Source organism: Buttiauxella noackiae ATCC 51607 (assembly GCF_001654865.1).
In the GTDB taxonomy this organism is placed as follows: Bacteria; Pseudomonadota; Gammaproteobacteria; order Enterobacterales; family Enterobacteriaceae; genus Buttiauxella; species Buttiauxella noackiae.
The window spans coordinates 172415-199157 of sequence record NZ_LXEO01000049.1 but is presented as its reverse complement, the minus strand read 5'-3'; the positions used below and the strand labels follow the sequence as shown (position 1 = coordinate 199157).

The following is a 26743-nucleotide window of genomic DNA, read 5'->3' as shown; positions in this document are numbered from 1 at the left end:
TGAATTATTACTTATTATTAACATTCTATTTTTTTAATTAGTTCGGTGCCATAAATCGCTGATTGGTTTGGTACATCGCAAATAGGTAATTGTTATAGCTACTACCTTTTGTAGAATACCCTTTCAGCTTATGAATCATATTGCTGGCAGTCACTTCCTGATCCGCTTTACGCAATTGCGCACGTGATTTACGGAAGGAATTATAGGCCGGATGCGTATTCAGATTTGTTACGTAAGCGTTAACGCCTTCCTTAACTGAATCGTAATGCAAATAGCCTTTAACTTTACCTGGTTCACTGTTGCAATGGCGTTTGCTGCACTTCATACCAAACAAATTGTTGTTGCTACGGGCAAGTTTCGACGTACCCCAGCCGCTTTCAGCTGCAGCCATCGTTGCCACCATGTTGGTAGGAATGATGTCGACTTTTTCCATCAGCGTATTCCACGGCACACGCTTAGTATTACCATTCCACGCAATTTTATAGCGCTGGGTAATTCCTTTCAGGCGTGTACGCTCTGATGGTGACCAGCGTTTTTCATACTGCTTAGAAACCAACCAGTTACGGTCCGCAGTGATCGCTGCATTTTGACTAGTAATATATGGCATGACTGTCCGGAGAAACGCTTTTTTTCTAGGTGTTCCGGAAGGGTATTTTCGCAAGTCAGGGAGCGATGCAATTTCACTATTGCGAGAATACTCTTTTTTACTACTTACCAATTTCTTACTGTGTGTCGTCGTGCTTTTGGTCTTAACTATGTGGGCTTTATGCGATTTTGGCTCATGTTTACTTGCTAATACCCCAGTTGAAAAACTGAAGGTCAGTAACATAAGTATCGCAGCCCCAAATCGTCGGAAATGGGTTGATATCATTAGATCTCCTGGTCGGATCGTTACGTTTCCAGTGCCTTATTTATAAAAGGTTTCGAATAAAGTAAACGCAGATACTAACAAAAATAGACCTTCAGAGCACCAAAAGAAATAATCCCATTCCTAAATGATGTCACGTACGAACTTCTTATGACGCCAAAAAGTATTGCAATATGCGATGTTTATCCCATATTTACGCAAACTGATAACTGCATCACTCACCCTATTATCTCCACCCCTGACAACCCCTTTTGGGGATGAACTCCGCTATTTAAAACAGTGCCAAACTGAATAAAAGACAATCGCGGGCTTAACCCTATGAAAAAATTACCTCTGCTGCTTTTACTGTTTCCAGGACTTGTGCAAGCCGCCTGGATTGTTCCCGGAATACCTGCATTTAAAGAGCAAACTCCGGGCCTATTTGTCAGCGAGGCACAGCTTGCGAAAGGCACTCTACCGCTAAGTCTTAAGCTTGATCAGGCCTGCTGGCAGCCCGCGGAATCTATCAAACTTAACCAGGCACTGTCGCTTAAACCTTGTGAAGGGGCAGCACCCGTCTGGCGTTTATTTCGCGAAGGAGAATATCGCGTTCAAATTGATACGCGTAGCGGCACTCCTACACTCATCCTGAGCGTTAATAGCGAGACACAAGCCGCTCCTGTCGATGTCACCCGTCAGTGCCCGAAATGGGATGGCAAGCCGCTCACACTGGATGTCAGCAAAACCTTTGCTGAAGGGAGTGAGGTTCGAGATTTCTATAGCGGTGCCACAACAACGGTCAAACAAGGCAAGATTACTCTAATGCCTGCTGCGAATAGCAATGGGCTGCTGCTGCTTGAATCTGCCACTACCAAACAGGCAGCGCCGTTTAGCTGGCATAACGCCACGGTCTATTTTGTGCTGACTGATCGCTTTGAGAATGGCAACCCGAAAAACGATAACAGCTATGGCCGTCATAAAGATGGAATGCAAGAGATCGGCACGTTCCACGGTGGTGACCTGGCTGGACTTACCCAAAAACTCGATTATCTACAGCAACTGGGTGTGAACGCATTGTGGATAAGCTCTCCTCTCGAGCAAATTCATGGTTGGGTTGGTGGCGGCACAAAAGGGGACTTCCCGCACTATGCCTACCACGGTTACTACACCATGGACTGGACCAAACTCGATGCCAATATGGGGACTGAGGACGAACTACGCACATTGGTGGACGAAGCCCACAAACGCGGCATTCGAATTTTGTTCGACGTTGTGATGAACCATACAGGCTATGCAACGCTTGCCGATATGCAGGAGTACGATTTTGGCGCGCTTTATCTTAAAGGTGACGAGCTGACTAAAACCCTCGGCAAGCACTGGACAGACTGGAAACCAGGGCCTGGCCAGAGCTGGCACTCCTTTAATGATTACATCAACTTTGGTGATAAAACGGCGTGGCAAAACTGGTGGGGGAAAAACTGGATTCGCACCGATATTGGAAATTACGACTCCCCTGGATTTGACGATCTCACAATGTCGTTGGCCTTCCTGCCAGATTTAAAAACGGAATCCACACAACCGGCAGGCTTGCCGATTTTTTATCGCCACAAATCCGATACCCACGCGAAAGAAACTGCTGATTACACCGTGCGAGACTACCTGACCCATTGGTTGAGCCAATGGGTGCGCGATTACGGTATCGACGGTTTCCGGGTGGATACGGCAAAGCATGTCGAAAAATCGGGCTGGCAGCAGCTTAAAGAGCAATCTGTTGCTGCACTGGCCGAATGGAAAAAAGCTAACCCAGATAAAAAGTTGGATGATGCGCCGTTCTGGATGACCGGAGAATCCTGGGGCCACGGCGTGATGCGGAGCGATTACTACAACAGCGGCTTTGACGCGATGATCAATTTTGATTATCAGGAACAAGCGGCAAAAGCGGTGGATTGCCTCGAAAACATCGATCTCACCTGGCAACAGATGGCGTCTAAGTTGCAGGATTTCAATGTGCTTAGCTACCTTTCCTCGCATGATACCCGCCTGTTCCGCGAAGGCGGTCAGCGTGCGGCAGAATTGCTATTGCTGGCCCCTGGTGCGGTGCAAATTTTCTATGGCGATGAGACTGAACGCCCGTTTGGCCCGACAGGTTCCGACCCGCTTCAGGGAACCCGTTCTGATATGAACTGGGGGCAGAATGTTGCCACGCTTTCGCACTGGCAGAAAATCAGCCAGTTCCGAGCTCGCCACCCGGCAATAGGCGCGGGCAAGCAGAACACACTGAGCATGAAACAAGGGTACGGCTTTAGCCGTGAATCCGCAGATGACAAAGTGATGGTGGTCTGGGCAGGGAATCAATAACGAATAGCGCTTCGCTTATAGGGTATACAAATGCACTTGTAGGCCATAAAGCGAAGCGCGGTACTTAATGCTTTTAATCAGCGTTAAAGCAGCACATTCCATGACTGCGACTATCCTTAATGCGTTTGCACCGTGTCTTCTCCGGCGCTATGGTTAGCCTCTTTTTGATAGTCAAAGACAGATCTACGCTATGACGTTTTCACTTTTCGGCGACAAATTTACCCGCCATGCAGGCATTACACGCCTGATGGAGGATCTCAACGATGGTCTACGCACACCTGGAGCGATCATGCTCGGTGGCGGTAATCCTGCGCAAATTCCTGCTATGAATGACTACTTCCAGGATCTGCTGGCAGACATGCTGGCAAATGGGAAAATGGCTGATGCGCTATGCAATTACGACGGTCCGCAGGGGAAAAGTGAGTTACTTGACGCGCTTGCAGATATGCTGCGTACAGAATTAGGTTGGGATATTAATCCTCAGAATATTGCACTGACAAATGGCAGTCAGAGCGCATTTTTCTACCTGTTTAATCTGTTCGCGGGTCGGTATGCGGATGGCAGCACTAAAAAAGTGTTGTTCCCACTGGCACCTGAATATATCGGCTATGCAGATTCGGGTCTCGAAGAAGACCTGTTTGTCTCAACGCGCCCGAATATCGAACTGCTGCCGGAAGGCCAGTTTAAATATCACGTCGATTTTGAACATCTGCAAATCGGCCCGGACACCGGGATGATTTGCGTGTCGCGCCCGACCAACCCGACGGGCAACGTCATTACCGATGAAGAGCTGATTAAGCTCGATGCGTTGGCGCACCAGCACGGTATTCCGTTGGTGATTGATAACGCATATGGCGTACCGTTCCCGGGGATTATTTTCACCGAGGCACGCCCGCTGTGGAATCCGAATATTATCCTGTGTATGAGTCTCTCGAAGCTCGGCTTACCGGGTAGTCGTTGTGGCATTATCATCGCCAATGAAAAAATCATCTCTGCTATCAGCAACATGAACGGCATTATCAGCCTGGCCCCAGGAGGTATTGGCCCGGCAATGGCTTGCGAAATGATTAAGCGTAATGATTTGCTGCGCCTGTCTGAAACGGTCATCAAACCCTTCTATTACCAGCGCGTTCAGGACACAATCGCGACGATTCGCCGCTATTTGTCACCAGAACGCTGCTTAATTCATAAACCGGAAGGGGCAATTTTCCTTTGGTTGTGGTTTAAAGACTTGCCGATTTCCACCGAATTACTCTATCAGCGTCTGAAAAAACGCGGTGTATTGATGGTGCCGGGGGATTACTTCTTCCCAGGTCTTGATAAGCCGTGGCCGCATACGCATCAGTGTATGCGTATGAACTACGTGCCAGAGCCTGAGAAAATCGAAGCGGGTGTGAAGATTCTTGCCGAAGAGATTGAACGGGCGTGGGCTGAAGCGAAGTAAAATTTAAAAACCTTCTCCCTTTCCAGGGAGAAGGTTTGTCTGATTAGCGCACAACCAAAGAGTCGTACCCCTTCCAGCGGTAATTCAGCATGGAAATAATCCAGCAAGCAATAAACAACCCAACCACGATAAAGCCCGCATTGCCGAGATTTTCATTCAGCGCATCAACCCATTTCCACAGGCCTGTGTGCAGGTTGAATTTATCCGCCAGCAAACCTAATGCTTCCATGCCGCCAATAAACAGCGCCACGACCACAGAAGTGCCAGTGATAGTCATGTTGTAATAGAGTTTGCGCTGCGGTTTGTTAAACGCCCAGCCGTAAGCGCCAACCATAATCATATTGTCGAGTGTATCAATCAGTGCCATACCGCTGGCAAACAGCGCCGGGAACACCAGAATCGACCACATCGACATGCCGCTTGAAGCACTGGCAGCAGAAATGCCTAATACGCCAATCTCTGTTGCAGTATCAAAACCTAACCCGAACAAAAAGCCGACCAAATACATGTGCCAGCTCTTGTTGATAAGCTTGAAAGTGGAGCGGAACAGCCAGCTCATCATGCCGCCGCCGTTAAAATCGGTAGCCTCTTCAGACAATGATTCACCGCGTTTAAGCTGGCGGAAATTACGCCATACGCCGCGTAAAATCACCAGATTGACCAACGCCATTGCCAGCAAGAAGCAGGCTGAAACAGCGGTGCCAATCACGCCACCAACGTCATGAAACCAATCCATATCGCTCTGAAATGCCGCCGCTGTTGCGGCAATCGCAACCGATGCCAGCACGACAATACTCGAGTGACCAAGTGAGAACCACGCGCCAATACCAAACGGGCGCTTCCCCTGCTGCATCATTTTGCGCGTCACGTTATCAATCGCCGCAATGTGATCGGCATCAACGGCATGGCGCAAGCCATAGCACCAGGCAAGCAGGCTTGCGGCCATCAGAGCTGTGCTGTGATGGAATGAAACCAAAGCCCAGGCCCAGGCGGCTAAATTGGCTGCAACTAAAGCCACGAGCAACACAGCAGCGCGTGGGTTGTCACGAAGAATACGCAATAACATCATTTTATCCTTGTGAGGGAATGGTGATACGGGCGGCAGCAACAAGAGCCTGGCCCAATGAAAGGGCACCGTCACCAGCAGGCAACTGTGTCGGGAAGAGCAGGTTGAAATCTGCGAGGTGATACGAAAATCTTTGACGCATCAGCTGGTTATGCAGCACGCCACCGCTGAAGACGAGGGTGTTAATCGAAAGCTTATGCGCGTGGCTTCGGGCCAGATCAGCAAAACCTTTTGCCAGCGCATCATGAAATGCCCAGGCGCGTGCGGGTGCACAGCCGTGCCAGTTCAGCCATTGCTGCCAGAAGGTCGCTAAATCCAGTTTTCCATTGATGATCGGCAGTGTGACAGGATGGTGGCATTGCCCATTTTGCGTTGCCAGCGCTTCAAAGCGGCAGGCGGCTTCACCCTCATAACTTTGTTGTAGCGGTGCGCAATTGAGTGCCGCAGCGGCGGCATCAAATAACCGCCCTGTGGAGGAGGCGACTGGCACGTTAATGCCTCGTTCAATTGCCCTGGCCAGCAATGACCAGTTCTGCGTACGCACTACTGCCGTTTCAGGATACTGTTGCCAGTCAGGAACAAATGCCTGGCAATGAGCAAAAAGGTTGCGCCATGGTTGGCGCGCCGCAAGGTCACCACCTGGCAGCGCTACTGCCGGTAAGCCTCCGAAATGCTCGCATTCGCGATAGTTAACTCGCAGGCACTCACCACCCCACAACTGGTCATGCTCGCCATAACCGATGCCATCAAGGGTTATGGCAATCACATCACCGTTATCCAGCGGCCAGCCGTGTTCAGCCATACAGGCCACTGCGTGAGCGTGATGATGCAAAACAGTGCTCACTGGCAATCCCATCTCTTTCCCGAGACGGGAGCTGTGGTAGCCTGGGTGTGCGTCTATGGCGATATATTGCGCTTTAAAATCATAAGCCTCACACATGAGTGCACGAGCTTTTTGCCACTGCTGTTCAACACCATCTTCAGCCAGATCGCCCAGATGCTGGCTGAGCACCGCCTGGTTGCCGCGCAGCAGGCAGAAGGTATTTTTCAGGTCAGAACCTAACGCCAGAATCGGTGGTAACGCCTCAAAACCTGGTGGCAGCGGGAGAGCATCTGGCACAAACCCTCTGGCGCGGCGCAGCATCTCACCGTTTGCACGCACCACAGAATCATCCATACGCTGAACGATGTCGCGGTTATGTAGCAACCATCCGTCGGCAATTTCCGCCAACTCTTCAAGCGCTTGCTGATTGGTAATGGCTGGTGGTTTGCCATTTAAATTACCGGATGTCATTACCAGCGGACCGCCAAAATCCTGCATCAAAAGGTGTTGTAGCGGGTTGGCGGGTAACATCACACCGACTTCGCGAAGTCCTGGGGCGATAAGCGTGCTTAACTCGCGCAATGCTGATTTCGCCATTAAGACAATGGGTGCCGTTGGTGTGTTGAGCTGTGCGATGATATCTGCGGGTAAATTGCGTGAATCTGGTAGCATCACAGCCAATGGTTTTGCCGGGCGATGTTTGCGTTCACGTAAGCGAGCAACGGCTTCGTCATTGCTGGCATCCACGGCCAGATGAAAACCCCCCAGCCCTTTTATTGCCACGACTCTTCCGGCTTTTAACGCTGCGACGGCGGCCTGTAATGCGTCTTTATGCTCAAGCTTTTTCTCACCACATTGCCAGCTAATCTGCGGCCCGCATTGCGGGCATGCGACAGGTTGGGCGTGAAAGCGGCGGTCCATCGGATCGCGGTACTCTTTTTCACATGCCGGGCACAACGGGAACGCAGCCATCACCGTTTTGGGCCGGTCATACGGCATAGCATTAATGATGGTGAAGCGTGGGCCACAGTGGGTGCAGTTGATAAACGGATAGCGATAGCGGCGATCGTTAGGGTCGTTTAGCTCACGCAGGCAGTCCGGGCAGGTTGCGGCATCCGGGACGATTTGCGTGTCCATCGAGCTGCTGGCACTGTGGCGAATGGTGAAATCATGGGGGATTATTTCCCACTGCATTGTCGATTGTTCAACGCTATCAATACGTGCAAGTGGTGGGCATTTGGCGTGAAGCTCGGTGATAAACGCATCCGCACCAGAGGACAGGCGCACCAACACACCGGCACCGTCATTGCAGACATCGCCCGTGAGTTTGAGATGTTGCGCCAGTTGCCAGACGAACGGTCTGAAGCCAACGCCCTGTACTTTGCCGCGAATGCGTAGCATCACGCCGTTAAAATTCACAATGGGTACCAATTTTGGGTATTTTGTCGGATGACGCTGCGCTTATCCGACCAACCAGATATTTGGTGCGCAAGCGTCATCCACCGTTTTTAAGCTTCTACTGCCTGGCGCAAACGCGCTTTCATATCGCTATATGTTGTCTGGGCGTAGTTTTCTGCCCACTGCTGGTCAGCAATTTGGCTGACGTTGACCGCGCAATACTTGGTTTCCGGTGTTTTGGAAATCGGGTCAAGATTGTCCTGAGTCAGCTCATTACAAGCCCCAATCCACCACTGGTAAGTCATGTACACAGAGCCCACATTGATGCGCTCATTCACCTCGGCACGGCTGATAACTTTGCCGCGACGTGAACTGACCCATACCAGCTGCTTGTCTTTAATGCCGAGCAGGTTGGCGTCTGTCGGGTTCATCTGCACAAAACCAGGTTCGTCGGCCAGGGTTTGCAATGCAGCACAGTTCCCGGTCATTGAGCGGCAGGAGTAGTGGCCAACTTCACGCACGGTGCATAGCACCAACGGGTATTGGGCATCGGGTACTTCGGCTGGCGCACGCCACTGGGCGGCAAACAGCTGGCCTTTACCGGTGGGGGTATCGAACTTGCTGTCTTTGTAGAGATAAGGCGTACCTGGGTGATCCAATGTTGGACACGGCCACTGTACATGGCCCATATCGCCCATTTTTTCGTAAGTTACGCCGTAGAACAGCGGGCAGAGTTCGCGCAGTTCATCCCAGATTTGCTGGTTGTTGTCGTAGTGCATTGGGTAGCCCATCTCTGTTGCCAGCAGGCTGATAATTTCCCAGTCACGTTTGACGTTATATTTTGGCTCGATGGCTTTCTCAAAACGCTGGAAACCACGGTCAGCACAGGTGAATACGCCACCGTGTTCACCCCAGGAGGTCGCGGGTAAAATCACATCCGCTACTTCCGCGGTTTTGGTCATAAAGATGTCCTGCACCACGACAAAATCGAGCGCTTCGAAACCTTTGCGTACCAGGCCAAGGTCAGCTTCGGTCTGCAACGGATCTTCGCCCATGATGTAGTAGGCTTTCATCTCACCATGGATAGCCATATGCGGCACTTCGGTGATACGCACGCCAACTTTGTCGTCCATATCATCAACGTTGATACCCCAGGCTTTGGCGAATTTGGCACGCACTTCCGGGTCAACCACGTCCTGATAGCCAGGGAATTGGTTTGGCAGCACGCCCATGTCACATGCGCCCTGCACGTTGTTTTGACCTCGAACCGGACCAACGCCGACATTTTCACGGCCAAGATTGCCGGTGAGCAATGCAAGGCTTGAAAGTCCTTTAACGACATCGACCGCCTGGCCAAATTGCGTCACGCCCATCCCCCACATAATGGTGGCAGAAGGTGCTGCGGCAAAAGTGCGCATTGCCTGACGGACTTGCTGGGCCGGTACACCGGTCAGGTGTTCAACGTCTTCTGGCGCATAGCCTTTAACCACTTCACGGTAAGCATCCAGCCCTTCGGTAAATTTCGCGACATACTCTTGATCGTAGAGATTTTCTTCGAGTAGCACGTAACCAAAGGCATTAACCAGTGCCATATTGCAGCCGTTTTTCAGTTGCAGATGCTGGTCGGCAATACGCGCGGTTTCGATACGGCGCGGATCGCAAACAATGATTTTCGCGCCATTTTCTTTCGCTTTAATCACACGACGCGCCACGATCGGGTGCGAATCGGCGCAGTTATAGCCAAACACCAGCAGGCATTTTGAATTTTCGATATCGCCGATGGAGTTACTCATCGCGCCATTACCCAGCGTCACCTGCAAACCGGCAACGGACGGCCCGTGGCAAACACGCGCACAGCAGTCAACGTTGTTGGTATGCAGCACACCGCGTGCAAACTTCTGCATCACATAGTTGGTTTCGTTACCTGTCCCACGTGACGAACCGGTTGTCATTATTGAACGCGGGCCATACTGCTCTTTGATGGATTTCAGGCGTTTAGCAGTGTAGCTAATCGCTTCTTCCCAGCTCACCGGCTGAAGCTTGCCACCTTTTTCGTAGCGAATCATTGGCTGCGTCAGACGCGGTGTGAGCAACTTGGTATCGTTGAGGAAATCCCAGCCGTAATAGCCTTTCAGGCAGAGTTCATTTTGGTTAGTTACGCCATCAGCCGCTTCGGCACGGATAATTTTGTTCTTCTCAACAACCAGTTTGAGTTTGCAGCCTGCGCCACAGTAAGGGCAGACGCTGGTAATTTTTTTCATCAGTAACAGACCTGTTAAAAGTTGAAATACAGTTAAATTAAAAAATCAGGGATGAAGTCGCATCGAACGCAGCGCGGCGGCGTTTTTCGGCACTCATTTGTTCAAGCTTATTACGATCAACACAGATAATGGCGTTGGTTGGGCAGGACTCCATGCACGCCGGGCCTTCCGGGCGGGTGTGGCAAAGGTCGCACTTATTCGCTTCGGCTTTTTCGGCCATCACGTTAAGGCCCGCGCCGCTATTGCGCACAACCGGACGAACAACGACTTCCATCGCGCCATACGGGCAGGCAACCACACAGGTTTTGCAACCGATGCAACGTTCTTGCATCACATTTACAAAGCCATGCTCGCGGCTAATCGCCCCGTTAGGGCAGACGTTGGCACAAGGCGCGTCTTCGCACTGGCGGCACATGGTCGCGGTAGAAACATTCACGCCTTTAATCACATGAATACGTGGGAGGAAGGTTTGCGGGGTTAAGGTCGCGCAATCCTGCGCTTCCTGATGGGACACGACACAGGCCACTTCGCAAGTGCGACAGCCAATACATTTGCTTGAATCAGCAATGATGAAACGGTTCATCATAGACTCCTGGATAGAGTGTTTTTTTATAAGACTGCTCTAGGCATACATAAAGTGTGCCAACTTTGAAACTAGCGTGATTCAAGGCTTTGCGCATTGATCGGGGGAGGGGTGACAGTGACATCGACACATTTGACGATGTCATTTGGGCAAATGACAGAGGGTTCTGGAAAGCTGCTCGCAGTCCGTGCCGGCAAGTTGAAAAATTGATTAGGGAAAGCTTCCCCTCTTGATATGTTTCAGGGAACGGAGGGGTTAGAATGTATACAATATTGACGCATGGAGCGGCGGCTGAAGAACTGGTTGCTTTGCCAGCACAACTGCGAGGCCGAATGTTTCGCTTAATTGAACGCCTGGCATCTGAAGGTAACCAGCTAAAAATGCCTCATAGCCGAGTCCTGGGAAATGGGCTTTTCAAACTACGAGTCGGTGACAAAGATATTGCTCGAGCGGTCTATGCTTTTAGTTATGGGCAAACCATTTATATTTTGCATGCCTTTACGAAAAAGACAGCTAAAACGCCAGCTAACGCAATCGACATTGCCCGGTTAAGGCTGAAGGAGTTTATGAAGTGAAACCAGTCTCTCTTGATGAATTGAAAACAAAAATGCTTTCTGATGCTGAGTCCATTCAGGCATATAACGAGGCCGATCAGGAGCTGACGCTGATTCAGGCACTTTATGAAATGCGTGAAAGAGCAGGGCTTTCGAAAACAGAGTTGGCTGACAAACTCGGGACAAATTCATCAGGTATTAGTCGTCTTGAGAAGAACCCACTCAGCGCCAGTGTGAAGACGCTTGAACGCTATGCTGCAGCCTGTGGCGCAAAGATCTCACTCAATATTCGGTACGTGTGATATCAAATGGTCGGATGTTGCTGCGCTAAACCTACGAAACCCGTAGGTCGGATAAGCGCAGCGTCATCCGGCAACTATCACTCGAACTCAGGTGCTTCCAGATCGGCGAAACCGCCTTTTCCTTCCCAACCAGCCAGGCTTTGATATACCGTCTCAACCGCTGCTTTTATCGCATCAGTCATTGGGTAATAAAATCCGACGATATCTGGCTGAATGCCGAGGAAAATCACCTCGCCAACATCTTCTTTAATCTGATCGATTAAATAGTTAAGTGGCATGTTGTGGGTGGTCATCATAAACATTTCAGCGATATCGTCCGGATCGATAATACGGATCTCGCCAGGGTTCAGGCCCATATCCGTTGCATCTACCAACAGCAATCTGTCCGGGCGCAATTCGCGAATCGCCACCACATCATTTTCAGGAGCGGTGCCGCCGTCGATAACAATCCAGTCGCCTTGCGGGGCGGCCAGGCATTTCTCGGCAAGTAATGGACCTGCGCCGTCATCGCCCATCATGCTGTTGCCGACGCACAATAGTACGTTTTTGTTAGTCATAGCGTCTCCGTACCATCAAATAGATGGCGGGTTCTTGTTGAATGGCTTGCAGCATATCGAGCAATTCCTGGCTCCACTGTTGCTGCTGTGCCGTTTGCGTTGGTTTTGCGGTATCGAACGCTTTTGCCAGTAAAACGACGTGGCTTTGGTCGATAACGATTTCACCGTAACGCGGCACACCTTCCATTTTGCGTCGCGCTTCACTGCCCTCTTCAAGCGTGGCAATCCACGCTTTGTAAGGTTCAAACGAACAGACTAAATTTTCTTTCAGGCAGTCGATAACGCCGAGGTGGTGGCCGATTGCCAGGCTGTAATAAACCACCTGTTGCGCATCACTCGGTGTGTTGTCGTTTTCATCGACAAACTTACGGCTAAGCTGGCAAAAAACCACCGACTCGCTCATTACACGCGCTCCTGCTTCACTAGTTCTTCCAGATGCGTGACGATTTCAGTCAGACGCGGATCGTTCTCGTGCGCCAGCCACTGCTGAACGCTACCACCACCGGCGGTGAGATTTTCCATGTAGCTGTCAGCAATCTGGCGGCCATAACGATAGCCAGCCAGATGACGCGCTGCGCGGTCGATACGAACGCGCAATGGCTGAACCATATCCGGGTGCAGAATTTGCGCCGGTTGTGCATCCATTTCGCTGGCTTCACGGGCGTGGATTTTCTGCTCCAGCAGACCCAGCGCCATGGCAAATCCATACAGCGTTGCCGCAGGCGTTGGCGGGCAACCCGGAATATATACATCCACCGGTACGATTTTGTCGGTGCCGCCCCAGACGCAATACAGGTCGTGGAAGATACCGCCGCTATTACCACATGCTCCGTAAGAGATGCAGATTTTTGGGTCCGGTGCTGATTCCCAGGCACGAAGCGCGGGGGAACGCATGGCGCGAGTCACAGCACCGGTAAACAGTAAAATATCTGCATGGCGTGGAGATGGGACAACTTTAATCCCGAAGCGTTCTGCGTCGAAAAGTGGCGAAAGGGTGGCGAAAATTTCGATTTCGCAGCCGTTGCAACCGCCACAGTCGACGCGATAAACATACGCGGAACGCTTAATTTTTTTGAGTAGCGATGCTTTCATGCTGGCGATGGATTCATCCACCGTCATCGGTACTGGCATGCCTTTATCGTCACGTGGACCGAGTAACATACTCATTAGCTGGCCTCTCTTATCTGGCGGCTAAGATCGATTTGGTCGGAAGAGACCAGGCTTTGCTGGCGTTTGCATTCCGGGCAGGTTTCAAACGAGGCGCGATGCGCTTCGGCAAGCTTGTCGCCATTGTGCTCAAGCAAGGCAATCGCGTAATCAATCTCTTTTTGAACCGCGAAAGGCTTGCTGCATTGGCGGCAATTGCACAGGTCAAAACGTGCCTGTTGCAGGAAATCAGCTTTGTTCCATACAGCTAACTCGTACTCCTGAGAAAGCTTGATAGCAGCCGTTGGGCAGACTTCTTCACAGCGAGCACAGAAAATGCAGCGCCCCAGATTGAAGGTCCATGCCAGTTGCCCTGCAACCAGATCGGTCTCTACCGTCAATGCGTTGGATGGGCATGCGTTAACGCAGGCCGCACAACCAATGCATTGCTGCGGATTGTGTTCCGGTTTGCCACGGAAATTGGGATCCACGGCAATCGGTTGTAGCGGGTACGACTCAGTGGCCACGCCGCCTTTAATGGCTTTTTTGATGAAGTTAAACATGGTCGTTCCTTTGCTTTGCCTCCCGGCCGTTTTTGCGTCGGATGGCGCTACGCTTATCCGACCTACGCGTAAAATTTGTAAGCCGGCGGGAAGGCATCAAAATCATTTCAGCGGCGAATTAGTGCGCTCAATGCTATAGCGCTCAAGCTCTTTGTACGGCACCACTTTGGTCTTGCGCTTACGCACATCGACAATCGTCATGCGGTCAGTACATGAGTAGCAAGGATCGAGGCTACCGATGATCAATGGCGCATCAGAAACGGTGTTGCCACGCAGCATGTAACGCAGAGTCGGCCAGTTGGCGTAGGTCGCCGCACGGCAGCGCCAGCGGTAAAGCTTCTGGTTATCACCGGTCATTGACCAGTGAATATCATCGCCACGCGGTGCTTCAGAGAAACCGAGTGCAAAACGGTTTGGAATATAGGTGAAACCGTCAACAGCCAGCGGGCCACCAGGCAAGTTATCGAGGCCGAAATCAATCATATTCAGCGCGGTATAGACTTCATTGATACGCACTTTCAGGCGCGACAGCACATCGCAACCTGTCTCGCTATGAACTTCCATTGGCAGCAAGCCGTAACCGACAAACGGGTGATCGGCGCGGGTGTCACGAGCGTGGCCACTTGCGCGAACCATTGGACCGACGTTACTGAAATCACGAGCGATTTGCGGGTCGAGGCGGCCAATGCCGACGGTGCGCTGCTCGATGTTTGGCGTGCTCATCAGAATATCGACCAGATCTTTCACTTCGCGGCGCATTTGCTGTGCGAGCTGGCGCGTCTGGATCATGTCGTCTTTGAGCAGATCGCGACGAATCCCGCCGATCAGGTTCAGTCCGTAAGTCTTACGGGCACCGGTGAGGATCTCTGCCATTTTCATGGACATCTCACGTACGCGGAAGAACTGCATGAAGCCGGAGTCGAAGCCAACAAAGTGACAGGCCAGGCCGAGGTTCAGCAGGTGGCTGTGCAGGCGTTCAACTTCCAGCAAGATGGCGCGGATCATCTGGGCGCGTTCCGGGACTACGATGCCCATCGCATTCTCAACTGACGTGGTGTACGCCGTGCTGTGGGCGAAGCCACAGATGCCACATACGCGGTCAGACAAGAAGGTGACTTCGTTGTAACCCATGCGGGTTTCAGCCAGTTTTTCCATGCCACGGTGCACGTAGAACAGACGGTAATCGGCGTCGATAATGTTTTCGCCATCAACGAACAGGCGGAAGTGGCCTGGTTCATCGCTGGTGACGTGCAGTGGGCCAATTGGCACTACGTTGTTTTTCTTGCTGCCCAGCTCATTAATGAACTGATAAGTTTCCTGATCGCTGGTTGGAGCAGGGCGCTGACGGTAATCCATGCTGTCTTTACGCAGCGGATACAGGTCATCTGGCCAATCATCTGGCAGCACTAAACGGCGCTCATCTGGCAGGCCAACAGGTTGCAGGCCGTACATATCACGCACTTCACGCTCACCCCATACAGCCGCAGGTACACGCGGTGTAACGGATGGGAATTCTGGTTTGTCGGCGTCGACTTCTACGCGCACGGTAATCCAGCATTTCACGCCGCTTTCCATGGAAAGTACGTAATAAACGGCATAGTTTCCGCACAGTTGACGCTCATCGTTGCCGAACAATACGGATAACCAGCCGCCTTGTTGGTAGTAAAGCCACTCCACCACTTCTGGCAGCATGTTGAGCTTCACGGTGACAGTGATTTGATCTTTGGTTTGCCACGCTTCGTCGATCACCGCATGAGGAAACTGCTTATGCAAAGCGGCGAGATAATGTTGGCCAATCTTTTCTTCAGACATTGATAAATTCTCTTAAATCACGCCGCCAGCAAGGAGACGAAGGCTAAAAAGGCAAAGCCAAAACCGGCCCAGGTAACTGTTGAGGCTTCCAGCATCCGTAAACGCGCCATGCTGTTTTCAAACAGCGCGATAATCAGCACGCCAAGCACCAATTTTACTGCCGCCAGAACCAGCGCAATGACGAGGCCGCCCCAGCTAAATTCGCTCATCTGGCCCCATGGCAGGAACACGCCAACGAACATCTGCAACACGACCAATTGCTTGAGGGAAATCCCCCATTTCAGCACGGCAAAACCTGCGCCGCTGTACTCGGTCAATGGCCCTTCCTGCAACTCTTGCTCAGCCTCTGCGAGGTCGAATGGCAGTTTGCCCATTTCGATAAAGGTGGCGAAGGCACAGGCGGCGAGCGCCAGAATCAGCGTTAAGCTTTGTGCAGTTGGCCAGTGGTAGATAGTGGAGGCGATATTGCTGATGTGTGTGCTACCAGCGACTTGCGCTGCAACCCACAGTCCCAGAATCAGGATTGGCTCAACCAGTACACCGAGCATCGCTTCACGGCTGGCACCGATACCAGTAAACGGACTACCGGTATCCAGGCCTGCAATGGCAAAGAAGAAACGCGCAATGGCGAACAGATAGATAAGCGTTATCAAATCACCAAGTGACGGCAGTGGCGAATACAGCGTTACCACCGGCAGCGCGGTGGCTATCGTCAGCATTACGCCAACCATCACAAACGGCATCAGACGGAACACCCAACCTGAGGCGGCTGGTGCAACACTCTGGCGACCAAGCAATTTGAACAGGTCGCGATATTCCTGCATCACGCCAGGCCCACGGCGATTGTGCATGCGGGCGCGAGTGACACGAGTAATACCGGATAACAGTGGCGCGACGGCAAATAACACCAGCGCCTGAATTAACGAAAAGAAAATGGTATTCATCTCAGGCTCCTTAAGCGCAAACCGCAACCAGCAACACGGCCAGTTCGATCATTGCCAGGCGACGGAACGTACCGGCAAGGCAATCACACTGCCAGCCTGGTACCCATTTCACCGGGTTCAGGGTTTTGCGTAGTTTCAGCAGTGGCGCGAACGCCGCTTTGACGGGTTGAGCAAAACCACCCGCAGTAATGACCATTGCTTGTTCGTGGTCGTAACCGCAGACCCATGCCGTGCCGCGTGTGCGATTTGGCAGGCGGTCACCACGGAAAATCACCATCAGAATGAATGGCAACAGCGGGCTGGCAATCAGCAGCAGGGTGATCATCGGTTGTGAAACGGTGGTGTTCGCGGTTTGCAGCGGCAGAGGAATGGCATTCTGCAACAGCGGAATCAGCCATGGAGCCGCAACACCTGCAATCACACAACATGCCGCAAGTGCAGCCACACTCAGGCTCATCAGGAACGGTGCAGAGGTAGCATTTTCAGCCTCTGGTGTGCGAGGTGCACCCAGGAAGGTGACGCCATAAACCTTCGCCATACACATCACGGCCAGTGCGCCGGTAATCGCCAGACCTACAGCCAGCAATGGACCTAAGAAGCGTGCGATAAACAGCGGCAAGGTGCCAAGGTGGAAGAAGGACTGGTAAATGACCCATTCGCCAGCAAAACCGTTGAGCGGAGGCAGTGCTGCCATTGCCATTAAACCGACCAGCATGGCAATGGAAATCAGTGGCATACGCTTGCCGATACCACCCAGTTTTTCGATGTCGCGATGACCAGTGCGGAACCAGACTGCGCCTGCGCCAAGGAACAACGTGGTTTTGAATACGCTATGGTTGAACAGGTGATACAGGCCGCCAATCATACCGAGTGCAACCAGCGTGGATTCATTCAGCGCAAGTCCCATCATGCCGCAGCCCAGGCCGAGCAGAATAATGCCGATATTCTCAAGGGAGTGATAAGCCAGCAGACGGTTGATATTGTGTTCCATCAGCGCATACAGGCCGCCGATAAACGCTGTAATCATCCCAAGAATGACGACCAGAACACCCCACCACAGCGGCATTGTGTTACTGATGAGCGAGAAGCTCATGATGCCGTAGAGTCCAATTTTCAGTACTACGGCTGAGAATAATGCAGCAGCCGGAGCCGAAGCGTTGGCGTGTGCCTGAGGTACCCAACCGTGAAGCGGGATAATGCCTGCCAGCAAACCAAAACCAACCAGACCCAGCAGCCAGATAACAGAGCTAATCGGCGCGCCGTTGGTCATCAGATGCAATTCGGCATAACTGAGCGTGCCGTATTGCTTCCACAGCAACCAGCATGCGACCGCCAGCAGCACGGTGCCGAGACGACCCAGTGCAAACCACAACTGCCCGGACTTCTGGCAGCCTGTCAGGAAGTAGCCGCTCAAAGCAACGATTTCCGCCAGCACAACTAACATGCCGAGGTTATCTGCGACCAGTGCTGCCACCGCTGCGGCCATCACCAGGTTCACCAGCAAGCCATTAGCTTTAACGGCGTGGTGACGATGCCAGTCGATATTAAACAGAGAGATAAACAAACCAGGCAGACCCAACGTCACCAGCCATATGCCGTTAAAGGCGTTGAGCTGTAGATGCAGCTGCCAGATTTGCGCCATACCGCTAAACCCGGTTAACGCATCAAAACCAGCAATCAGCACCAGAACCGAACTTATCGCGCCACCAAGCCCGGCAATAAAGCCGCTCAGCGGTTTATTAAATGCCGTGACACCTGCCAGAACTGCACTCAGCACAAAGCCCATCAGCGCCCAATGAATCAGGATAAAAGCACTCATTTTTTTACCTCTGGCTGGGTAAACGCAGTGAGATCGCCAAGCGTCGCGCCCAGAGTCAGTTCACGTTTACGTTTGCTTGATTTGGCAATGTCGTTGTTATCAACCACGCGCAAAGCTTTGGTTGGGCAGGTGCGAACACACGCCGGGCCATCTTCATCGAAACTGCACAGGTCGCATTTCACAGCGATGGCGCGAACACCTGGCACCCAGTCAATAAGCGTACTGACGCGAGCAGGTGCCGGAGGCGCAGGTGGCGCTTTCGGGCTGTTAGCATTTGCCGGAATATGAATCGGGCGGCTGCCGGAGAATTCGATAGAGCCGAATGGGCAGGCAATAGCGCACAGTTTGCAGCTTACGCACAGGCTTTCATTGAGCTGCACCGCACCATTGATGCGGGTGATGGCATTAGCCGGGCAGACGCCTGCACAAGGCGCGTCTTCGCACTGATGGCACATTTGCGGCGCGGAATCATTCGCGTCACGCATCACTTTCAGGCGAGGCATGGATTGCAGGCCATGCAGACGGTGCGTTTCAGAGCAAGCCGCCTCACAGGTATGGCAACCCATGCAAAGTTTGGAGTCGGCGATTATAAAGCGGTTCACCAAGTCATCCTTAAAGAAGGCAGATCATTATCATCATTTTTGACGAAACCGTGCCGAAGGCTGTCGTTTCGACAGTTTTCGACACCCAACATGGCTATCAGGCCTGGGCGCTTTGTTGCAGCTGTCCCATCGATACCGGGGTATCGGTGTTAACCGCGCTGTACAGGCTTTCGTATACCGGGCGAATTTTTTCGAGGTAATGATCGAGCACATCGTCGCGGCTACGGTTGTTGATGCTGTTGTCTACGCGGCCTTCGTCATCGAGGATTGCTTTAGCAATCAAGACTCTATCTTCACCGTTACGCTTCTCAACGTAGTACTCGATGGTGTGGCTGTTGAAGCCTTCGGCGAGGCGTACGTGAATGACGAAATGGTCAAATAAGAAGAAGCGCAGGGAATCATCAGGATTGCACCCTACGGCGTGATGCAGTTTCGCTTTAGAAAGGGTGATGCCCTGAATCAAGCTATTGCAGTAATGTTGCCACTGCGTGAGCAAGCGTTGGTGCTTGTCGGCAATGTATTCGGCTTTTTCGCTCAGTTCCCAAATGTTCATTATTAAATCACTCTGTTTTTGCTGTTGCGTCTACAGAGCACGTTTCGTGCCAATATTGTATTGCATTGAAATAATTGGTTTTTGTATTAATAAGGTGCAAATAGCCACAGGAATGACATGTCATTTCGTCATGTTTGACGGGGGAGTGACAGAGTTGTTTATGCTTATGCCTGGACTGGTGATTTTCCGTTCACCCGACAGTTATCCGCTCCCACATATATTAGTGAACGGTGAACGTATCAAGGGGTTAACGCCAACCCCTTGATAATCCAGGCGTCCGGTAAATCAATCGCTGCTTCGCAGTAAACCTCCGTTTTTCCTTTCAGTCCCAGGGTCGGTTGTGACTCGCTCCCGGCGATCACAACCTCTCGCCGTTCCCGACGGCTCGACCCGGCCTTAAAGTCAAAATGGAGGCGATTGAAGCCGGAATCAAAGGTCAACGTCAAAGGCTAAAGACGACACTGAGCCGGTTTTGACCCTGTTCCCGGTATAAATTGCCCCAGTGTTCCCCATAAGTCAGGGTTGAGCTGCCGGGAGCAGCGAAAGAGAGCGATCGCCGGGAGCGAGTCGCGAACGACCGTGAACGTTGGGGATAAGCTGGGGTTTACCGCGCAGCGGCAATTTAAAACCGGGCGGCGGGGTTGTCAGGGGATGCCGTAATCCCCCTGACACGTTCACCGTTAGCAAAGTTATAAAGGAACGCAGAACTTACGGGTGAACGGAACACAACCATACCTAATTAACCTCCCTCAACGGCAAGTGCCAAATTCCTGGCATCATCCTTGCATTACTCTCCCCAGATATCCCCGGAGGCAATATGCACGAAATCACCCTCTGCCAACGCGCACTGGAACTCATTGAAGCTCAAGCCCGCCAGCACGGCGCTACTCGCGTCACAGGTGTTTGGCTGGAAGTGGGCGCTTTCTCATGCGTTGAGCAAAGTGCGCTGGAGTTCTGTTTCGAACTAGTGTGCCGCGACACATTAGCTGAAGGCTGCCAGCTTCACATTCATCAGCAAGAAGCGGAGTGCTGGTGCTACGACTGCCAGCAACACATCACCTTATTAACTCAGCTGGTGCGGCGCTGTCCGCTGTGTGAAGGCAGCAATTTACGCGTAGTGGCAGATGATGGCGTGCAGATTAAGCGTCTGGAAGTGGAGGAGACGAATCATGTGTAGTACTTGTGGTTGCGCTGAAGGCAACTTGTATATAGAAGGCGACGAGCGCAATCCGCACTCTGGTTTCCGTAGCGCACCTTTCGCGCCAGCAGCACGCGCAACGATGCAAATCACCGGCGTCAAATTTGCCCCAACTGCAGACGAGCAGGGCGATCTGCATTATGGTCACGGTGCTGCAGGCACTCATGCGCCGGGTATGACCCAGCGCCGTATGCTGGAAATCGAACTTAACGTGCTGGATAAAAATAACCAGCTCGCCGCTTATAACCGTGAGCAGTTTGCCAAACAGCAACAACTGGTGCTGAACCTGGTTTCAAGCCCGGGTTCCGGCAAAACCACATTGCTGACTGAAAGCTTAAAACGTCTGCACGGGCGTGTATCTTGCGCCGTAATTGAAGGCGACCAGCAAACCGTGAACGACGCCGCCCGGATTCGCGCCACCGGCACGCCAGCGATTCAGGTGAATACCGGTAAAGGCTGCCATCTTGACGCGCAGATGATTCGCGATGCCATGCAACGACTGCCGCTTGAGCGTAACGGGATTCTGTTTATTGAGAACGTCGGCAACCTGGTGTGCCCGGCGAGCTTTGATCTCGGCGAACGCCATAAAGTGGCGGTACTTTCGGTGACTGAGGGCGAAGACAAGCCGCTGAAGTATCCGCATATGTTTGCCGCCTCTTCGTTAATGCTGCTCAATAAAATCGACCTGCTGCCCTATTTGCAGTTCGATGTTGATAAGTGCCTCGACTATGCCCGCCAGGTGAATCCGAATATTGAAATCCTGCTGGTTTCTGCGACTAGCGGAGAAGGTATGGATGAGTGGCTTAACTGGCTGGAGACACAACGATGTGCATAGGCATTCCGGGCCAAATTGTTGAAAAACTGCCAGACGGCAGCGCCAAAGTAGATGTGTGTGGTATCAAACGCGATGTAAACCTGATGCTGGTGGGCGATGCGCAAATCGGCCAGTGGGTGCTGGTTCATGTTGGTTTTGCGATGGCGATTATTGATGAAGCCGAAGCCCGCGACACTTTAGATGCCCTGCAAAACATGTTCGAAGTGGAGCCCGATGTTGGCGGCCTGCTGTTTGGGGAAGAACGCGGATGATGCATTTTGTTGACGAATACCGCGCGCCAGAAAAAGTCATGCAGCTTATTGATGTGCTGCGTGAGCGTGCGCCAAAACTAACTTACACCGCCGAGCGCCCGCTGCGCATTATGGAAGTCTGTGGCGGGCATACTCACGCTATCTTTAAGTTTGGCCTTGACCAACTGCTGCCAGAAAACATTGAGTTTATCCATGGCCCGGGCTGCCCGGTCTGTGTGTTACCGATGGGCCGCATTGATGCCTGTATCGAAATCGCCAGCCACCCGGAAGTCATTTTTTGCACTTTTGGCGATGCGATGCGTGTGCCGGGTAAAAACGGTTCACTGATGCAGGCGAAAGCGCGTGGCGCGGATGTGCGTGTGGTTTACTCGCCAATGGACGCTCTCGCAATTGCAAGCCAGAACCCGGACCGCAAAGTGGTATTTTTTGGCCTCGGTTTTGAAACAACGATGCCGACCACTGCTATTACGCTCAAACAGGCGAAAGCGCAGGGTATCAATAATTTTTACTTTTTCTGTCAGCACATTACGCTTATTCCAACGTTGCGTAGTTTGTTGGAGCAGCCGGATAACGGCATTGATGCTTTCCTGGCTCCTGGCCACGTCAGTATGGTGATTGGCACTGAAGCCTATGACTTTATTGCCACCGAGCATCAGCGTCCGCTGGTGGTTGCCGGTTTTGAACCACTGGATTTGCTGCAAGGCGTAGTGATGCTGGTGGAGCAAAAAATCCATCAACACAGTAAGGTGGAAAACCAATACAAACGTGTGGTGCCGGATGCCGGTAATAGACTTGCGCAGGAATCTATTGCAGACGTCTTTACCGTGCGTGGTGATGCTGAATGGCGGGGGCTTGGTACTATCAGCGATTCCGGCGTGCTGCTCACCGATGACTATCGTCAGTTTGATGCGGAAGAGCATTTTAAACCTGCACCGCAACAGGTGTATGACGACCCGCTTGCCCGCTGTGGCGATGTGCTCACCGGGCGCTGCAAACCGCATCAATGTCCGATGTTTGGTAAAACCTGTAATCCACAAAATGCCTTTGGCGCACTGATGGTGTCATCTGAAGGGGCATGTGCTGCCTGGTATCAATATCGCAGCCAGGAATCTGAAGTCTAAAAATGGTGGATGACGCTGCGCTTATCCACCCTACGATTAGCGTGTAGGTCGGATAAGCGCAGCGTCATCCGACACAGGTAAAAATCATGAAAACTATCGAACTCGCCCACGGCAGCGGCGGCCAGGCAATGCAAAAGTTGGTAGCAGACTTGTTTATGCAGGCGTTTGATAATCCCTGGCTTGCTGAGCAAGAAGATCAGGCACGTTTACCGCTGGCTGAACTGACCGCCAGTGGCGATCGCCTGGCATTTTCAACCGACAGCTATGTTATCGACCCACTCTTTTTCCCCGGCGGTGATATCGGTAAGTTAGCCATTTGCGGGACGGCAAACGACGTAGCAGTCAGTGGTGCAACCCCGCGCTGGTTATCGTGCGGGTTTATCCTTGAGGAAGGATTGCCGCTTGAAACGCTGGAGCATGTGGTTACCAGTATGGCGGCTACCGCAAAAGCGGCGGGCATCGCGGTGGTTACCGGTGATACCAAAGTCGTGCAGCGTGGCGCGGCAGATAAACTGTTTATCAACACGGCGGGGATTGGTGCGATTCCTACGGGCCTGAACTGGGGCGCACAGCAAATTAGCGCTGGCGATGTGTTGATCGTCAGCGGAACGCTGGGCGACCACGGAGCGACTATCCTTAACCTGCGTGAATCGCTGGGGCTTGAAGGTGCGCTGGTCAGTGACTGCGCGGTGCTGGCACCACTAATCGTTCCACTGCTGAATATTCCCGGCGTTAAAGCGCTGCGCGATGCGACGCGCGGCGGCGTGAATGCTGTACTGCATGAGTTTGCCGCGTCGTGTGGTTGTGGAATGGAAGTGGCTGAAAGCCAGCTGCCGTTAAACCCAGCGGTGCGTGGTGTTTGTGAATTGCTTGGTCTTGATGCGCTTAATTTTGCCAACGAAGGTAAACTGGTTATCGCAGTACAGCGCGAATCTGCTGAAGCGGTGCTTACTGCACTGCGTGCTCATCCTTTAGGGAGAGATGCGGCAATTATTGGTGATGTAGTAGAACGTAAAGGAGTACGTGTCACCGGGCTATATGGTGTAAAACGGACATTAGACTTGCCGCATTCAGAGCCGCTACCACGCATTTGTTGACCTAAGCCAAGAGCGCTGTGTACCGCCCTGGCTACACTAAGCGTTGAGCGCCAATTGTATGATAAACATATTCCCTACCCGGTAATTTACCGGGTCTATTTTTTGGATAAGCAAAATGCCATACACACCGATGAGCGATCTCGGGCAGCAGGGTCTATTCGATATTACGCGTACCTTGTTGCAGCAACCTGATCTCCCGGCGCTTGCCAATTGCCTGACTCAATTGGCGGAACAAGGTGCGCTGGCGAACAGAGTGAATATTCTGCTTTATCATCCGCTACATCAGCGCGTGGCCTTCTATGGCATGGACAAACACGGCAAAGAACTGCATTACGAAGATGAAATGGTACTGGCCAATGGGCCGGTGCGGCGTGTGCTTTCGCGCCCGGAAGCGCTGATTTGTACGCAGGAAGAGTTCAATGATACCTGGCCGCAGGTGATGAACCTTGAGTTATACGCACCTTTTGGCCGTTACTGTCTGCTGCCGCTGGCCGCAGAAGGGAAAATCTTTGGTGGCTGCGAATTTATTCGCGACAACGATATCGCGTGGACGGATAAAGAACTCAACCGCATGCATACCCTGGCCCATGTTGTGGCTCTGGCTGCGGAACAAATCCAGAACCGTATCGACTCAAACCTTGGTTACCAACAACTGTGCCGCGAACGTGACGATTTCCGTATCCTGGTTGCAGTAACAAACGCGGTACTTTCTAAGCTCGATCTTGATGAACTGATAAGCGAAATCGGCAACGAGATTCATCACTATTTCTCGATAGACTCGATAAGTATCGTGCTACGCGGAAACCGCAAAGATCGCCTTACCGTCTATTCCACCCATTTTGTGAAAGAACAGTCGCCAATCCACGATCAGAGTGATGTCGCTTTAGCCGGGACACTTTCTGAACGGGTATTCAAAAGCGGTGAAATGCTGCTATTGAATCTGCATCACGGTGATCAACTTGCGCCCTACGAGCGTATGTTGTTTGAAATGTGGGGTAACCAAATCCAGACCCTGTGCTTGCTGCCGCTGACTTTCGGCAACAACATGCTCGGTGTTTTAAAACTGGCACAGTGCGAGGCGGGCGTGTTCACGCCGCAAAACCTCAAACTTCTGCGCCAGATAGCGGAGCGTATCGCCATCGCGGTTGATAACGCGCTGGCGTACCAGGAAATTAATCGCCTGAAAGAAAATCTGGTGGATGAGAACCTCTATCTCACCGAGCAAATCAATAATGTTGCCAGTGATTTTGGTGAGATTATTGGCCGCAGCGACGTGATGTCGAATGTGCTCAAACAGGTTGAAATGGTGGCGAAAAGCGACAGTACCGTGTTGATTCTGGGAGAAACAGGTACGGGTAAAGAGCTGATCGCTCGAGCCATTCACAATCTGAGCGAGCGCAACAGCCGTCGTATGGTGAAAATTAACTGTGCGGCGATGCCGGCTGGTTTGCTGGAAAGCGACTTGTTTGGACATGAGCGCGGTGCATTTACCGGCGCAAACACTCAGCGTATCGGGCGTTTTGAACTGGCAGATAAAAGCTCGCTGTTCCTTGATGAAGTTGGTGATATGCCACTGGAGTTACAGCCCAAGCTTCTGCGCGTGTTACAGGAGCAGGAATTTGAGCGCCTTGGCAGCAATAAAGTTCAGCAGGTCGATGTACGCCTGATTGCCGCCACCAACCGTAATCTGAAAGAGATGGTGAATGAGCGTGAATTCCGAAGCGATCTCTATTATCGCCTGAATGTGTTCCCTATTATGTTGCCGCCACTGCGGGAACGTCCGGAAGATATTCCGCTGTTGGTGAAATCTTTCACCTTCAAAATTGCTCATCGCATGAACCGCAATATCGACAGTATTCCTGCTGAAACCCTGCGTGCCCTGAGCCGTATGGATTGGCCGGGTAACGTGCGTGAGCTGGAGAACGTGATTGAACGCGCGGTGTTGTTAACCCGCGGCAATGTGCTGCATCTTTCCTTGCCTGAAATGGAGTATCTCCAGCCAGAAGAAAAACCGATGCAGATGGTGGCAAGTGAAGAGTTTCGTGAAGGTGAAGATGAGGCACAGAGAATTTTGCGTGTGTTGAAAGAGACTAACGGTGTGGTTGCAGGCCCACGTGGCGCAGCACAGCGATTGGGATTAAAACGCACAACCTTGCTTTCGCGTATGAAGCGCTTGGGGATTGATAAAGAGGGGATATAAACTAGTTATAACCCTATATTTTCTACCAGGTATCAACCATGGCACTTATCCCGAAAAACTACACGCGGCTGGAAAGCGGCTATCGTGAGAAAGCATTAAAGATCTATCCGTGGGTGTGCGGGCGTTGTTCGCGTGAGTTTGTTTACTCCAACTTGCGCGAGCTGACGGTTCACCATATCGATCACGACCACACCAATAACCCGGAAGATGGTAGCAACTGGGAACTTCTGTGCCTGTATTGCCACGATCATGAGCACTCAAAGTACACCGAGGCTGACCAATACGGCACAACCGTAGTCGCGGGCGAAGATGCCCAAAAAGATGTGGGCGAAGCGACCTACAATCCGTTTGCAGATTTAAAGTCGATGCTTAATAAGAAGAAGTAGGCATCAGGTGGGCAAGCTTCACG

25 protein-coding genes are annotated in these 26743 nt (G+C 52.0%); 11 read left to right on the top strand and 14 right to left on the bottom strand.

Annotation, left to right across the window (positions count from 1 at the left end; all coding sequences use genetic code 11):
- Positions 1 to 37 precede the first annotated feature (37 nt).
- Positions 38 to 871 carry a protein bax gene (locus tag M979_RS16640; protein ID WP_034460478.1) on the bottom strand — a complete coding sequence of 278 codons (834 nt, stop codon included), beginning with the start codon at positions 869 to 871 and terminating at the stop codon, positions 38 to 40.
- Positions 872 to 1186: 315 nt separating this feature from the next.
- On the opposite strand from M979_RS16640, the gene M979_RS16635 reads away from it, so the two are divergent.
- Positions 1187 to 3205: an alpha-amylase gene (locus M979_RS16635; RefSeq protein WP_064555683.1), complete on the top strand. Its 2019-nt coding sequence runs from the start codon at positions 1187 to 1189 to the stop codon at positions 3203 to 3205.
- A gap of 190 nt (positions 3206 to 3395) precedes the next feature.
- A complete protein-coding gene (avtA, locus tag M979_RS16630; protein WP_034460476.1) occupies positions 3396 to 4649 on the top strand; it encodes a valine--pyruvate transaminase in 1254 nt (417 codons plus the stop codon).
- Positions 4650 to 4692: 43 nt separating this feature from the next.
- Here the strand turns inward: avtA and M979_RS16625 are convergent, their stop codons facing one another.
- From M979_RS16625 to hydN, 4 genes are all read right to left on the bottom strand, one after another.
- Positions 4693 to 5715 (bottom strand): HoxN/HupN/NixA family nickel/cobalt transporter, encoded by a 1023-nt coding sequence (locus M979_RS16625; RefSeq protein ID WP_034460741.1) that lies wholly within the window; start codon positions 5713 to 5715, stop codon positions 4693 to 4695.
- Between the two features lie 4 nt (positions 5716 to 5719).
- Complete coding sequence (gene hypF / locus M979_RS16620) at positions 5720 to 7939, bottom strand: carbamoyltransferase HypF (RefSeq protein ID WP_064555681.1); 2220 nt, start codon at positions 7937 to 7939, stop codon at positions 5720 to 5722.
- A 107-nt stretch (positions 7940 to 8046) separates the two neighbouring features.
- Complete coding sequence (fdhF, locus tag M979_RS16615) at positions 8047 to 10197, bottom strand: formate dehydrogenase subunit alpha (protein WP_064555680.1); 2151 nt, start codon at positions 10195 to 10197, stop codon at positions 8047 to 8049.
- Positions 10198 to 10234: 37 nt separating this feature from the next.
- Positions 10235 to 10780 carry an electron transport protein HydN gene (hydN, locus tag M979_RS16610; protein ID WP_064555679.1) on the bottom strand — a complete coding sequence of 182 codons (546 nt, stop codon included), beginning with the start codon at positions 10778 to 10780 and terminating at the stop codon, positions 10235 to 10237.
- A 260-nt stretch (positions 10781 to 11040) separates the two neighbouring features.
- Between hydN and M979_RS16605 the strand changes: the two genes are divergently transcribed.
- Together M979_RS16605 and M979_RS16600 are read left to right on the top strand one after the other, a co-directional pair.
- Positions 11041 to 11355, top strand: a complete 315-nt coding sequence (locus tag M979_RS16605) for a type II toxin-antitoxin system RelE/ParE family toxin (protein WP_064555678.1) — start codon at positions 11041 to 11043, stop codon at positions 11353 to 11355.
- Positions 11352 to 11636, top strand: a complete 285-nt coding sequence (locus M979_RS16600) for a helix-turn-helix domain-containing protein (protein WP_034460470.1) — start codon at positions 11352 to 11354, stop codon at positions 11634 to 11636. Before M979_RS16605 ends, M979_RS16600 begins: the two co-directional genes overlap by 4 nt.
- A gap of 77 nt (positions 11637 to 11713) precedes the next feature.
- Here M979_RS16600 and hycI read toward each other — a convergent pair whose 3' ends face one another.
- From hycI to hycA, 9 genes are all read right to left on the bottom strand, one after another.
- A complete protein-coding gene (hycI, locus tag M979_RS16595) occupies positions 11714 to 12193 on the bottom strand; it encodes a hydrogenase maturation peptidase HycI (RefSeq protein WP_034460469.1) in 480 nt (159 codons plus the stop codon).
- Complete coding sequence (locus M979_RS16590) at positions 12186 to 12596, bottom strand: formate hydrogenlyase maturation HycH family protein (RefSeq protein ID WP_064555677.1); 411 nt, start codon at positions 12594 to 12596, stop codon at positions 12186 to 12188. The genes hycI and M979_RS16590 overlap by 8 nt, the downstream gene beginning before the upstream one ends.
- Positions 12596 to 13360 carry an NADH-quinone oxidoreductase subunit B family protein gene (locus tag M979_RS16585; protein WP_034460467.1) on the bottom strand — a complete coding sequence of 255 codons (765 nt, stop codon included), beginning with the start codon at positions 13358 to 13360 and terminating at the stop codon, positions 12596 to 12598. Before M979_RS16585 ends, M979_RS16590 begins: the two co-directional genes overlap by 1 nt.
- Positions 13360 to 13902, bottom strand: coding sequence for a formate hydrogenlyase complex iron-sulfur subunit (locus M979_RS16580; RefSeq protein WP_034460466.1), 543 nt, complete (start codon positions 13900 to 13902; stop codon positions 13360 to 13362). Before M979_RS16580 ends, M979_RS16585 begins: the two co-directional genes overlap by 1 nt.
- A 102-nt stretch (positions 13903 to 14004) precedes the next feature.
- Positions 14005 to 15714, bottom strand: a complete 1710-nt coding sequence (locus tag M979_RS16575; protein WP_034460465.1) for a hydrogenase large subunit — start codon at positions 15712 to 15714, stop codon at positions 14005 to 14007.
- A 17-nt stretch (positions 15715 to 15731) separates the two neighbouring features.
- Positions 15732 to 16658 carry a respiratory chain complex I subunit 1 family protein gene (locus M979_RS16570; RefSeq protein WP_034460464.1) on the bottom strand — a complete coding sequence of 309 codons (927 nt, stop codon included), beginning with the start codon at positions 16656 to 16658 and terminating at the stop codon, positions 15732 to 15734.
- Positions 16659 to 16668: 10 nt separating this feature from the next.
- A complete protein-coding gene (gene hycC, locus M979_RS16565; protein WP_064555676.1) occupies positions 16669 to 18477 on the bottom strand; it encodes a formate hydrogenlyase subunit 3 in 1809 nt (602 codons plus the stop codon).
- Positions 18474 to 19079, bottom strand: coding sequence for a 4Fe-4S dicluster domain-containing protein (locus M979_RS16560; protein ID WP_064555675.1), 606 nt, complete (start codon positions 19077 to 19079; stop codon positions 18474 to 18476). The genes hycC and M979_RS16560 overlap by 4 nt, the downstream gene beginning before the upstream one ends.
- Positions 19080 to 19176: 97 nt before the next feature.
- On the bottom strand, positions 19177 to 19632 hold the full coding sequence (hycA, locus tag M979_RS16555) for a formate hydrogenlyase regulator HycA (RefSeq protein WP_034460460.1): 456 nt from the start codon (positions 19630 to 19632) through the stop codon (positions 19177 to 19179).
- An 817-nt stretch (positions 19633 to 20449) separates the two neighbouring features.
- On the opposite strand from hycA, the gene hypA reads away from it, so the two are divergent.
- The 7 genes from hypA to yajD all read left to right on the top strand — a co-directional run bounded on the left by hypA (position 20450) and on the right by yajD (position 26720).
- Positions 20450 to 20809, top strand: a complete 360-nt coding sequence (gene hypA / locus M979_RS16550; RefSeq protein ID WP_034460458.1) for a hydrogenase maturation nickel metallochaperone HypA — start codon at positions 20450 to 20452, stop codon at positions 20807 to 20809.
- A complete protein-coding gene (gene hypB / locus M979_RS16545) occupies positions 20802 to 21665 on the top strand; it encodes a hydrogenase nickel incorporation protein HypB (protein WP_034460457.1) in 864 nt (287 codons plus the stop codon). The genes hypA and hypB overlap by 8 nt, the downstream gene beginning before the upstream one ends.
- On the top strand, positions 21656 to 21916 hold the full coding sequence (locus tag M979_RS16540; RefSeq protein ID WP_034460456.1) for a HypC/HybG/HupF family hydrogenase formation chaperone: 261 nt from the start codon (positions 21656 to 21658) through the stop codon (positions 21914 to 21916). The genes hypB and M979_RS16540 overlap by 10 nt, the downstream gene beginning before the upstream one ends.
- Complete coding sequence (gene hypD / locus M979_RS16535) at positions 21916 to 23037, top strand: hydrogenase formation protein HypD (protein ID WP_064555743.1); 1122 nt, start codon at positions 21916 to 21918, stop codon at positions 23035 to 23037. Before M979_RS16540 ends, hypD begins: the two co-directional genes overlap by 1 nt.
- An 86-nt stretch (positions 23038 to 23123) precedes the next feature.
- Positions 23124 to 24134, top strand: coding sequence for a hydrogenase expression/formation protein HypE (gene hypE, locus M979_RS16530; RefSeq protein WP_064555673.1), 1011 nt, complete (start codon positions 23124 to 23126; stop codon positions 24132 to 24134).
- Positions 24135 to 24249: 115 nt separating this feature from the next.
- Complete coding sequence (gene flhA, locus M979_RS16525) at positions 24250 to 26334, top strand: formate hydrogenlyase transcriptional activator FlhA (protein ID WP_034460454.1); 2085 nt, start codon at positions 24250 to 24252, stop codon at positions 26332 to 26334.
- 38 nt (positions 26335 to 26372) lie between these two features.
- On the top strand, positions 26373 to 26720 hold the full coding sequence (gene yajD / locus M979_RS16520; protein ID WP_034460453.1) for an HNH nuclease YajD: 348 nt from the start codon (positions 26373 to 26375) through the stop codon (positions 26718 to 26720).
- Positions 26721 to 26743 lie beyond the last annotated feature (23 nt).